The sequence below is a fragment of the Pseudomonas sp. NFXW11 genome (assembly GCF_049887815.1).
Lineage (GTDB): Bacteria > Pseudomonadota > Gammaproteobacteria > Pseudomonadales > Pseudomonadaceae > Aquipseudomonas.
This window is the reverse complement of the sequence record NZ_JAGEKI010000007.1, coordinates 34,390-47,777: the sequence shown is the minus strand read 5'-3', so window position 1 is coordinate 47,777 and position 13,388 is coordinate 34,390. Positions and strand designations below refer to the sequence as shown.

Sequence of the window (13,388 nt, the reverse complement as noted above, 5' to 3'; positions counted from 1 at the left end):
ATTGGAGAAAGATTCCGGGCAGCAGAGCCGCCCAGGGCCGCCTCAGGACGTCCATGTTTTTTTATAACTATTTGATATTCAAATAGTTTTTATATTCATGGCGGCGCCGGCCCCGATCTCCCTTGCATGCACACTCCTGGCAGGAAATCCCATGACGGACGCGTTCGAACTCCCCAGCACCCTGGCCCAAGCCCTGCAACGCCGGGCGGCGCAGACCCCCGACCAAGTGGCCTTGCGCTTCCTTGCCGAAGAGCAGGAACAGAGTGTGGTGCTCAGTTATCGGGACCTGGACCTTCGCGCGCGAAGCATTGCCGCCGCGCTGCAGGCCCATGCCGGCGTGGGCGATCGCGCGGTGCTGCTGTTCCCCAGTGGTCCGGATTACGTCGCCGCGTTCTTTGGCTGCCTGTACGCCGGGGTGATCGCGGTGCCGGCCTATCCACCGGAGTCGGCCCGACGCCATCACCAGGAGCGTTTGCTGTCGATCATGGCCGACGCCGAGCCGCGCCTGCTGCTGACCAGCGCCGGGCTGCGCGATGGGCTGTTGCAGATGGATGAACTGCAGGCCCAGGGCGCGCCGCAACTGCTGTGCGTCGATACCCTGGCAAGCGAACTGGCCGAGACCTGGCAGCCGGTGGAACTGGCGGATGACACTATCGCCTTCCTGCAATACACCTCCGGTTCCACCGCCTTGCCCAAGGGTGTGCAGGTCAGCCATGGCAACCTGGTGGCCAACGAACTGCTGATCCGCCGTGGCTTTGGCATCGACCTCAATCCGGACGATGTGATCGTCAGCTGGCTGCCGCTGTACCACGACATGGGCCTGATCGGCGGCCTGTTGCAACCGATCTTCAGTGGCGTGCCCTGCGTGCTGATGTCGCCGGCCTATTTCCTCGCTCGGCCACTGCGCTGGCTGGAAGCCATCAGCCAATACGGCGGCACCATCAGCGGCGGTCCGGATTTCGCCTACCGCCTGTGCAGCGAGCGGGTCAGCGAGGCCGCCCTGGAACGGCTCGACCTCAGCCGCTGGCGCGTGGCCTATTCCGGCTCCGAGCCAATCCGCCTGGACACCCTGGAACGCTTTGCCGAGAAGTTCAGCGCCTGTGGCTTTTGCGCCGAGAATTTCCTTGCGTCCTACGGCCTGGCCGAAGCCACCCTGTTCGTTGCCGGTGGCGTGCGTGGCCAGGGCATTCCGGCCCTGCACCTGGACGACCAGGCCCTGGCGCAAAACCGCGCCGAACCGGGGCAGGGCAGCGCCATGCTGAGCTGCGGCTACAGCCAGCCGGAGCACGCGGTGCTGCTGATGGACCCGCAGCAGCTCACGGAACTGCCGGACAACCGTATCGGCGAAGTCTGGGCCGCCGGGCCGAGCATCGCCCACGGCTACTGGCGCAACCCCGAAGCCACGGCCAAGACCTTTGTCCAGCACGCCGGCCGCACCTGGCTGCGCACCGGCGACCTGGGCTTTATGCGCGAGGGCCAGCTGTACATCACCGGTCGCCTGAAAGACCTGCTGATCGTGCGTGGGCACAACCTCTACCCCCAGGACATCGAGAAAACCATCGAGCGTGAAGTGGACGTGGTGCGCAAGGGCCGGGTGGCCGCCTTTGCCGTCACCGACCAGGGCCAGGAAGGCATTGGCATCGCCGCGGAAATCAGCCGCAGCGTGCAGAAAATCCTGCCCCCCGAAGCGCTGATCAAGGCCATCCGCCAGGCCGTGGCCGAAGCCTGCCAAGAAGCGCCGAGCGTGGTGGTGCTGCTCAACCCCGGGGCCTTGCCGAAAACCTCCAGCGGCAAGTTGCAGCGTTCCGCCTGCCGCACCCGCCTGGCCGATGGCAGCCTGGATCATTACGCGCTGTTCCCAGAGGTCGGTGGCGAAGCTGCCGACGCCGCTGAAGGCTGCGCCGACCCGTTGCAAAGCCTGATCGCGCGCCTCTGGCAGGAACAGCTGCAGTGCGCCGCGGTGGCGGCCGACGATCACTTCTTCCTCTTGGGGGGCAATTCGATTGCCGCCACCCAGGTCATGGCCCGCCTGCGTGAAGAACTGGGCCTGGAGCTGGGCCTGCGCTTGTTGTTCGAGGCCCCGACCCTGGCGGCCTTCAGCGCGGCAGTGGCGCAACAGCAAGGCAATGGCGGTGTTGCCCAGGGCAGCATCAACAGCCTGTCGCGCCAGCAGCCGCTGCCCCAGTCCCTGGCGCAGAACCGTTTGTGGATCACCTGGCAACTGGACCCGCACAGCAGCGCCTACAACATTCCCGGTGGCCTGCGCCTGCGCGGCGAGCTGGATGAAAACGCCCTGCGCGCCAGCTTCCAGCAACTGATCCAGCGCCACGAAGCCTTGCGCACGCGCTTCTTCGAGCGCGACGGCCAGGCCCTGCAACAGGTGGACGCCGCCGGCGAATTCAAGCTGCAGGTGATGGATATCAGCGACCTGCCGCCGGCCGAGCGCGAAGCCCGGGCCCGGCAGATTCGCGAGGATGAAGCCCGGACCCAGTTCGACCTGGAGCAGGGCCCGCTGTACCGGGCGACCCTGGTGCGTCTGGACGATGAAGAACACCAACTGCTGCTGACCCTGCACCACATCATCGCCGACGGCTGGTCGCTGAATGTGCTGATCGACGAGTTCTCGCGCCTCTACGCCGCCGCTGCCCAGGGCCAGAGCCTGGAACTGGCGCCGCTGGCCCTGCAGTACGCCGACTACGGCAGCTGGCAGCGCCAGTGGCTGGCCCAGGGCGAAGGCCAGCGCCAGCTCGACTACTGGAAACAGCAACTGGCCGACCAGGCCCCGGTACTGACCCTGGCCGGCGACCACCCGCGTTCGGCCCAGGTTCGCCATAGCGCCGCGCGCCACAGCCTACGCCTGAGCGCGAGCCTCAGCGAGGCCGTGCGCCAGGCCGCCCAGGCCCAGCAGGCCACGCCCTTCATGCTGTTGCTGGCGGCGTTCCAGACCTTGCTCTACCGCTACAGCGGTCAGGGCGATATCCGCATCGGTGTGCCCAACGCCAACCGCCCGCGCCTGGAAACCCAGGGCCTGCTGGGTTTCTTTATCAACACCCAGGTGCTGCGCGGCCAGCTGGATGCGCGCCAGTCCTTCGCTGCACTGCTGCAACAGACCCGCAGCACCGCCCTGGAGGCCCAGGCCCACCAGGACCTGCCCTTCGAACAACTGCTCGAAGCCTTCCCCGCCGCCCGTGAGCAGGGCCTGTTCCAGGTCATGTTCAACCACCAGCAGCGCGACCTGAGTGCCTTGCGCCGGCTGCCGGGGCTGCTGGCCGAAGAGCTGCCGTGGCACAGCCGCGAAGCCAAGTTCGACCTGCAACTGCACAGCGAGGAAGACCGCAACGGCCGCCTGAGCCTGGCCTTCGACTACGCCGATGAACTGTTCGAAGCCGTCACCATCGAGCGCCTGGCCGGGCATTTCATCAGCCTTCTGCAGCACGCCTGCCAGCAACCGGACTGCGCCTTGGGCGACCTGCCACTGCTTAGTCCTGCCGAAACGGAGCAATTACAGCAGTGGAGCCAGGCCCCTAGCGCGCCCGCCCGGCACTGGCTACCGGAACGCTTGCAGCAACAACTGCAGCAGACCCCGGAACGCACCGCGCTGGTGTGGGATGGCGGGCAACTGAGCTTTGCCGAACTGCACACCCAGGCCAACCGCCTGGCCCATTACCTGCGGGACAAGGGCGTGGGCCCGGATGTCTGTGTGGCGATTGCCGCCGAGCGTTCGCCGCAACTGTTGATCGGCCTCTTGGCCATCATCAAGGCCGGCGGCGCCTACGTGCCCCTGGACCCGGACTACCCCGCCGAGCGCCTGGCCTACATGCTCGCCGACAGCGGCGTGGAGCTGCTGCTGACCCAAACTCACCTGCTGGGGCAGATGCCCGAGGCCGCAGGGGTCAGCGCCATTGCCATGGACAGCCTCAAGCTCGACAGCTGGCCGAGCCAGGCACCGGGCCTGCACCTGCACGGCGACAACTTGGCTTATGTGATCTACACCTCCGGCTCCACCGGCCAGCCCAAGGGCGTCGGCAATACCCACAGTGCCCTGATGGAGCGCCTGCAATGGATGCAGGACAGCTACCAGCTGCAGGCCGACGATGTGCTGATGCAAAAGGCCCCCGTCAGTTTCGATGTGTCGGTGTGGGAGTGCTTCTGGCCCCTGATCACCGGTTGCCGCCTGCTGATGGCCGCCCCCGGCGAACACCGCGACCCCCATCGCATCGCCCAGCTGGTGCAGCAATACGGGGTGACCACGCTGCACTTCGTGCCGCCGCTGTTGCAGCTGTTTGTCGATGAGCCGCTGAGCGCCGAATGCCACAGCTTGCGCCGGGTGTTCTCCGGTGGCGAAGCCTTGCCCGCCGAGCTGCGCAACCGCCTGCTGCAGCTGTTGCCCAACGCGCAACTGCACAACCGCTATGGCCCGACCGAAACCGCGATCAACGTCACCCACTGGCCGTGTTCGCTGGCCGATGGCGAGCGCTCGCCCATTGGCCGCCCCCTGGGCAACGTGCTGTGCCGGGTGCTGGACGCCGATCTCAACCCGCTGCCGGCCGGGGTGCCTGGCGAGCTGTGCATCAGCGGCCAGGGCCTGGCCCGGGGTTACCTGGGGCGCCCGGCACTGACCGCCGAACGCTTTGTAGCCGACCCGCTGAGCGAGCAGGGCGCCCGTCTGTACCGCACCGGTGACCGGGTGCGCTGGTGCGCCGATGGGGTGCTGGAATACCTCGGCCGCCTCGACCAGCAGGTCAAGCTGCGAGGCTTTCGCGTCGAGCCGCAGGAAATCGAAGCCCGGTTGCTGGCCCAGGCCGGTGTGGCCCAGGCCGCGGTGCTGGTGCGCGACACCCAGGCCGGCCCGCAACTGATCGGTTACTACACGGCGGTTGCTGCCGATGAAGATGCAGAACAGCAGAGCGCCCAACTGAAAACCGCGCTGGCCGCCGAACTGCCGGAATACATGGTGCCGGTGCAGCTGCTGCGCCTGCACGCCATGCCCCTGAGCCCCAGTGGCAAGCTGGATCGCCGGGCCCTGCCGGAGCCGCAATGGCAGGTGCGCGAGCACGTTGAACCGGTTAGCGCGCTGCAGCAGCAAATTGCCGCCATCTGGCGTGAAGTGCTGGGCCAGCCACGCATCGGCCTGACGGACGATTTCTTCGCCCTGGGCGGGCATTCCCTGCTGGCCACCCAGATCATTTCCCGCACCCGCCAGGCCTGCGATGTCGAGCTGCCGCTGCGGGCGCTGTTCGAAGCCAGCGAACTGGGGGCCTTCGCCGAACAGGTGCGGTTGATTCAGGAGAGCGGCGCACGCAACCAGCAGCCGCCCATCGCCAAGGTCGACCGCAGCCAGCCGGTGCCGCTGTCCTATTCCCAGCAGCGCATGTGGTTCCTCTGGCAGATGGAACCCGACAGCCCGGCCTATAACGTCGGCGGCATGGCGCGCTTGAGTGGCGTGCTGGATGTGGGGCGTTTCGAGGCGGCGCTGCAGGCGTTGATCCTGCGGCACGAAACCCTGCGCACCACCTTCCCCAGCATCAATGGCGTGGCCCGCCAGCAGGTGCATGCCGACACCGGCCTGCGCATGGCCTGGAAGGATTTCTCGGCCCTATCCGCGGAAGACCGCCAGGGCCGCCTGCAACAACTGGCCGACAGCGAAGCGCACCAGCCCTTCGACCTGGAAACCGGCCCGCTGCTGCGCGCCTTCCTGGTCAAGGCCGGCGAGCAGGAGCACTACTTTGTCCTGACCCTGCACCATATCGTCACCGAAGGCTGGGCCATGGACATCTTCGCCCGTGAGCTGGGGCTGCTCTACGAAGCCTTTCTCGACGATCGCGAATCGCCCCTGGAAGCCCTGCCGGTGCAGTACCTGGACTACAGCGTGTGGCAACGCCAGTGGCTGGAATCCGGCGAGCGCCAGCGCCAGCTGGACTACTGGACCGAGCAACTGGGCCGCGAGCATCCATTGCTGGAGCTGCCCAGCGACCGGCCGCGCCCGGCGTTGCAAAGCCACCAGGGCGAGCTCTATCGCTTCGACTTGAGCGACGAGCTGGCGGCCCGGGTGCGCGCCTTCAATGCCGAACACGGCCTGACCTTGTTCATGACCATGACCGCAGCGCTGTCGGTGCTGCTGTACCGCTACAGCGGCCAGACCGACCTGCGCATCGGTGCGCCAGTGGCCAACCGCATCCGCCCGGAAAGCGAGGGGCTGATCGGCGCCTTCCTCAATACCCAGGTGCTGCGTTGCCAGCTCGACGGGCAGATGAGCGTCGGCCAGTTGCTGGAGCAGGTACGGCATACCGTGATTGAGGGCCAGTCGCACCAGGACCTGCCTTTCGACCACCTGGTGGAAGCGTTGCAGCCACCGCGCAGCGCCGCCTACAACCCGCTGTTCCAGGTGATGTGCAACGTCCAGCGCTGGGAGTTCCAGCAGAGCCGGCAATTGGCGGGGATGACCGTGGAGTACCTGGTCAACGATGCCCGGGCCACCAAGTTCGACCTCAACCTGGAAGTCACCGACCTGGATCAACGCCTGGGTTGCTGCCTGACCTACAGCACCGACCTGTTCGACGAGCCGCGCATTGCGCGCATGGCCGGCCATTGGCGCAACCTGCTGCAGGCGCTGCTGGGCGATCCGCAGCAGCGCCTGTGCGAACTGCCGTTGCTGCAAGATCAAGAGCAACAGCAACTGCTGGACAGCCTGGGCCAGGAGCCCGGCGAACAGCGCCTGGACCAGTGCATCCACCAGCTGTTCGGCGAACAGGCCCTGGCGCGCAAGGACGCCCCGGCCCTGACCTTCGCCGGCCAGACCCTGAGCTACAGCGAGCTGGACAGCCGCGCCAACCGCCTGGCGTGGATGCTCCGCGAGCGGGGCGTGGGCCCGCAGGTGCGGGTCGGCCTGGCCCTGGAGCGTTCCCTGGAAATGGTCATCGGCCTGCTGGCGATTCTCAAGGCCGGCGGTGCTTATGTGCCGCTGGACCCGGAATACCCCCTGGATCGCCTGCACTACATGATCGAGGACAGTGGCGTTGGCCTGCTGCTCAGCGATGCGCGGATGTTCGAGGCCCTGGGCGAGTTGCCGGCCGGTGTCGGCCGCTGGTGCCTGGAAGAAGACGGCGCGCTGCTGGCCGACTACCCGGCCAGCGAGCTGCCTTTTGTCAGCCTGCCCCAGCATCAGGCGTACCTGATCTACACCTCCGGTTCCACCGGCCAGCCCAAGGGCGTGGTGGTGTCCCACGGGGAAATCGCCATGCACTGCCAGGCGGTGATCCGGCGTTTCGGCATGCGCGCCGATGACTGCGAGCTGCACTTCTATTCGATCAACTTCGACGCCGCCACCGAGCGCCTGCTGGTGCCCTTGCTCAGCGGCGCCCAGGTGGTACTGCGGGCGCAAGGGCAGTGGGATGCCGAAGAGATCTGCCAACTGATCCGCCAGCACCGCATCAGCATCCTTGGTTTCACCCCGAGCTACGGCAGCCAGTTGGCCCAGCACCTGGCCTCCCAGCAGCAGAGCCTGCCGGTGCGCATGTGCATCACCGGCGGCGAGGCCCTGACCGGCGAGCACCTGCAACGCATCCGCGCGGCCTTCCAGCCGAGCCTGTTCTTCAACGCCTACGGCCCCACCGAAACCGTGGTCATGCCCCTGGCCAGCCTGGCGCCGCAGCAGTTGGCCGAAGGCGTGGCCAGCGTGCCCATCGGCCGCATCGTTGGGGCGCGGGTGGCCTATGTTCTCGACGCTGATCTGGCCCTGGTGCCGCCAGGCGCCACCGGTGAGCTGTATGTGGGCGGTGCCGGCCTGGCCCAGGGTTACCACCGGCGTCCGGGGATGAGCGCCGAACGCTTTGTCGCCGACCCCTTCGCCACTGATGGCGGGCGCCTGTACCGCACCGGCGACCTGGTGCGCCAGTGCGCCGACGGCCAGCTGGAATACATCGGCCGGGTCGACCATCAGGTGAAAATCCGCGGCTTCCGCATCGAGCTGGGGGAAATCGAAACCCGCCTGCTGGATCACCCTGCGGTGCGCGAAGCGGTGGTGCTGGCCCTGGATACGCCGTCCGGCAAACAACTGGCCGGCTACCTGGTAAGCGAGGTCGCCGAGCAGGATGAAGTGCAGCAGGCCAACCTGCGCGAAGCCCTCAAGCAACAGCTGAAAACCCAGCTGCCGGACTACATGGTGCCGACCCACCTGATGCTTCTGGCGAGCATGCCGCTGACCGCCAACGGCAAGCTCGACCGCCGGGCCCTGCCAACGCCCGACCCAGAGCTCAATCGCCAACAGTACGTGGCACCGAGCAACGAGCTGGAGCAGACCCTGGCCAGGGTCTGGGGCGAGGTGCTGAACCTTGAGCAAGTGGGGCTCAACGACAATTTCTTCGAGCTGGGGGGCGACTCGATCCTGTCGATCCAGGTGGTCAGCCGTGCCCGCCAGCTGGGCATTCACTTCACCCCGCGCGACCTGTTCCAGCACCAGAGCGTGCAGGCCCTGGCCCGAGTGGCCAGCCACAGCCAGCGGATCAGTGCCGAGCAGGGCCTGCTCAGTGGTGAAGCGCCGCTGACGCCAATCCAGCACTGGTTCTTCGACAGCTCCATGCCCCAGCCCCAGCACTGGAACCAGGCCCTGCTGTTGCAACCTGTGGCCACCCTGGATGCCCAGCTACTGGAGCACGCACTGCTGGCGGTGCTGGAGCAGCACGACGCCCTGCGCCTGCGCTTCAACCAGAGCGGCGGCCAGTGGCGCGCCGAATACCTGCCGCTGTCCGATGCGCCGTTGCTGTGGCAAGTGCGGGTGCCGTCCCTGGCCACCTGCGAAGCGTTGTTCGCCGATGCCCAGCGCAGCCTCGACCTGGAGCAGGGGCCGCTGCTGCGGGCGGTGCTGGTGGATGCGCCTGAAGGTGAACAACGGCTGTTGCTGGCGATCCACCACCTGGTGGTGGACGGGGTGTCCTGGCGGGTGCTGCTGGAAGACCTGCAGAACACCTATCGCCAGTTGGCATCCGGCCAGGCCGTGCAACTGCCGGCCAAGACCAGCGCCCTGCGGGACTGGTCGAGCCGCCTGCAAGCCTATGCCGGCAGCGAATCCCTGCGTGAAGAACTGGGCTGGTGGCAACAGCAACTGGCCGGCCCGGCCGCGCAACTGCCAGGCCTGAATGCCGCGGGCCGCCAGCAGCAGCAACAGGCGCAAAGCCACAGCGTGACCCTGGATGCCGAGCGCACCCGGCAACTGCTGCAACAGGCCCCGGCGGCCTATCGCACCCAGGTCAACGACCTGCTGCTGACTGCCCTGGCCCGAGTGCTGTGCCGCTGGAGCGGGCAGCCTTCGGCCCTGGTACAACTGGAAGGCCACGGTCGCGAGGCGCTGTTCGACGAGATCGACCTGACCCGCACCGTGGGCTGGTTCACCAGCGCCTACCCGCTGCGCCTGACCCCGTTGCAGGTGGAAGAAGCGGCCGGGCAGGGCGCCTCGATCAAGGCCATCAAGGAACAACTGCGCGCCGTGCCGCACAAGGGCCTGGGCTATGGCGTACTGCGCTATCTGGCGGATGACGCCAGCCGCCAGACCCTGGCGGCGCTGCCGCTGGCGCCGGTGACCTTCAACTACCTGGGGCAGTTCGACCAGAGCTTCGGCGCCGATGCCTTGCTGCGTCCGCTGGATGAATCGGTGGGCCCGGCCCATGCGCCGGAAGCGCCGTTGCCCAACGAGCTGAGCATCGACAGCCAGGTGTATGGCGGCGAGCTGGTGCTGCGCTGGACCTACAGCGCCGAGCGTTTCGACGCCGAGCTGATCGGCGAACTGGCCAGCGCCTACCTGGCTGAGCTGCACAGCCTGATCGGCCATTGCCTGAAGGACGATGCCGGTGGCCTGACGCCGTCGGACTTCCCCCTGGCGCGCCTGACCCAGGCCCAGCTCGATGGCCTGCCGGTGCCAGCGGCGCAGATCGAGGACGTCTACCCACTCACCCCCATGCAGGAAGGCATGCTGTTGCACACCCTGCTGGAACCAGGCACTGGCCTGTACTACATGCAGGACCGCTACCGCATCAACAGCGAGCTGGACCCCGAGCGTTTCGCCCAGGCCTGGCAGGCGGTGGTGGCGCGTCACGAAGCCCTGCGCGCATCGTTCTGCTGGAACGTCGGCGAGGACATGCTGCAGGTTATCCACAAGCCGGGCCGCACCCCGATCGAGTTCCTCGACTGGAGCGCAGTGCCCGAGGCCGAGCAGGAAGCCAAGTTGCAAGCCCTGCATAAACAGGAGCGTGAAGCCGGTTTCGATCTGCTCAACCAGGCGCCGTTCCACCTGCGGCTGATCCGCGTGGGGGCTGCGCGCTACTGGTTCATGATGAGCAACCACCACATCCTTATCGATGCCTGGTGCCGTTCGCTGCTGATGAACGACTTCTTCGAGATCTACACCGCCCTGGGCGAAGGCCGCGAGGCGCAGCTGGCACTGGCGCCGCGCTACCGCGACTACATCGGTTGGCTGCAACACCAGAGCCTGGCGGAGGCGCGGCAATGGTGGCGGCAGAACCTGCAAGGTTTCGAACGCACCACGCCGATCCCCAGCGACCGGCCGTTCCTGCGCGAGCATGCCGGTGACAGCGGCGGCATGATCGTCGGTGACTGCTACACCCGCCTGGATGCCCGGGACGGCGCGCAACTGCGGGAGCTGGCGCAGCAGCATCAGCTCACCGTCAACACCTTTGCCCAGGCGGCCTGGGCCCTGGTGCTGCGGCGCATGAGCGGCGATCGCGACGTGCTGTTCGGGGTCACAGTGGCCGGGCGCCCGGTAGAGATGCCGGAGATGCAACGTACCGTTGGCCTGTTCATCAACAGCATCGCCCTGCGGGTCAAGCTGCCCGCAGACGGTGAGCGCTGCAGCGTGCGCCAGTGGTTGGCGGCCTTGCTCGACAGCAATATGCAGCTGCGTGAATACGAGTACCTGCCGCTGGTGGCGATCCAGGAAACCAGCGAACTGCCCAAGGGCCAGCCGCTGTTCGACAGCCTGTTCGTGTTCGAGAACGCGCCGGTGGAAGTCTCGGTGCTGGACCGTGCCCAGAGCCTGAACGCTAGTTCGGATTCCGGTCGTACCCACACCAACTTCCCGATCACCGCCGTGTGCTACCCGGGGGATGACCTGGGCCTGCACCTGTCCTACGACCAGCGTTACTTCGAGCAGGCCACCATCGAGCGCATGCTCGGCGAGTTCAAGCGCCTGCTGCTGGCCCTGATGCACGGCCTGCAGGGCGACATGGCCGAGCTGCCGCTGCTGGGTGAAGACGAACAGCAGTTCCTGCTGGCCGGCTGCAACCAGAGCCAGCATGACTACCCGCTGCAGCGCAGCTACGTGGAGCTGTTCGAAGCCCAGGTAGCGGCCCATCCGCAACGCGTTGCCGCCAGCTGCCTGGACCGGCACTACAGCTACACCGAGTTGAACCAGTGCAGCAACCGCCTGGGCCATGCCCTGATCGCCCATGGCGTGGGCTTTGATCAGCCGGTGGCGCTGCTGGCCGAGCGCAGCCTGGAACTGCTGGGCATGATCATCGGCAGCTTCAAGGCCGGGGCCGGCTACCTGCCCCTGGACCCGGGCCTGCCGAGCCAGCGCCTGGGGCGCATCATCGAGCTCAGTCGCACGCCGATCCTGGTTTGCACCGCGGCCTTGCGCGAGCAGGCCCAGGCCCTGCTGGACGAGTTCGGCTGTGCCGGCCGTCCGCGGCTGCTGGTGTGGGAAGAGCTGCAAGGCGCCGGGCATGCCGCGAGCAACCCGGGCCGCTACAGCACCCCGGACAACCTCGCCTATGTGATCTACACCTCCGGTTCCACTGGCCTGCCCAAGGGCGTGATGGTGGAGCAGCGCGGCATGCTCAACAACCAGCTGAGCAAGGTGCCGTACCTGCAGTTGAGCGAAGCCGATGTGATCGCCCAGACCGCTTCCCAGAGCTTCGATATTTCGGTCTGGCAGTTCCTCGCCGCGCCGCTGTTCGGCGCCCGGGTGGACATAGTGCCCAATGCCATTGCCCATGATCCCCAGGGCCTGTTGGCCCATGTCCAGGAGCAGGGCATCACGGTGCTGGAGAGCGTGCCGTCGCTGATCCAGGGCATGCTCGCCCAGGACGCCATCGCCCTCGATGGCCTGCGCTGGATGCTGCCCACCGGCGAGGCCATGCCGCCCGAGCTGGCGCACCAGTGGCTGTTGCGTTATCCACAGATCGGCCTGGTGAACGCCTACGGCCCGGCGGAATGCTCGGATGACGTGGCCTTCTTCCGCGTCGACCTGGCCTCGACCCGTGGCGCCTACTTGCCGATTGGTACGCCCACCGACAACAACCAGCTGTACCTGATGGACGAAGCCCTGGAGCTGGTGCCCCTGGGGGCGGTGGGCGAGTTGTGCGTGGCCGGCACCGGTGTCGGTCGTGGCTACGTCAGCGACCCGTTGCGTACTGCGCAAGCCTTTGTGCCCCATCCGTTCGGTGCTGCGGGCCAACGCCTGTACCGCACCGGCGACCTGGCACGGCGGCGCAGCGACGGTGTGCTGGAGTACGTCGGGCGGATCGACCATCAGGTGAAGATCCGCGGCTACCGCATCGAACTCGGCGAGATCGAAGCGCGTCTGCATGAGCAGCCGGAAATCCGCGATGCGGCGGTGGGCGTGCAGGAAGGGGTCAATGGCAAGCATCTGGTGGGCTATCTGGTCGCCAGTGACTCAAGCCTGAGCCCGAGCGAATGCCTGGAGCGGATCAAGCCGCGCCTGCGTGCCGAACTGCCGGAATACATGGTGCCGCTGCACTGGTTGTGGCTGGAGCGCCTGCCGCTCAACGCCAACGGCAAGCTCGACCGCAAGGCCCTGCCGGCCCTGGAGATCGGCCAGTTGCAGAGCCAGGACTATGTGGCCCCGAGCAACCAACTGGAGCAGACCCTGGCGGCTATCTGGGCCGAGGTGCTCAAGGTCGAGCAGGTGGGGGTTCGCGACAACTTCTTCGAGTTGGGCGGGCACTCGCTGCTGGCCACCCAGATCGCCTCGCGGGTACAGAAGACCCTGCAACGCAACGTGCCGCTGCGGGCCATGTTCGAGTGCAGCACGGTGCAGGAACTGGCCGCCTACATCGACGGCTTGGGCGCCAATCAAATCAACGAGGAGAAGGTCGATCGCCTGAGTGACCTGATGGCCGAGCTGGAAGGCCTATAAAGCAGTTGTGGCGAGGGAGCTTGCTCCCGCTGGGTGGCGCAGCCACCCCAAAGGCTGCACCTTGTTCCTCTAGGAAGATCGTGGATTCAGGCCTTACGGCCGCTGCGCGCCCGAGCGGGAGCAAGCTCCCTCGCCACATGGGGGGCTTAGGCCACACGGGATGCTTCGGCCGCACTGTACTTGCTATAGTCCGCGGCCCATTGCCCGACCGCAGCGCTGT

General features: G+C 66.9%; 1 protein-coding gene. It reads left to right on the top strand.

What is annotated here, in order from left to right:
• Positions 1-151 precede the first annotated feature (151 nt).
• Complete coding sequence (locus J4P02_RS12685; protein WP_426190668.1) at positions 152-13,168, top strand: non-ribosomal peptide synthetase; 13,017 nt, start codon at positions 152-154, stop codon at positions 13,166-13,168.
• Positions 13,169-13,388 lie beyond the last annotated feature (220 nt).

Excerpts from the sequence above, each read along its gene's own strand:
- J4P02_RS12685 (WP_426190668.1), top strand. The coding sequence starts at position 152 with ATGACGGACGCGTTCGAACTCCCCAGCACCCTGGCCCAAGCCCTGCAA.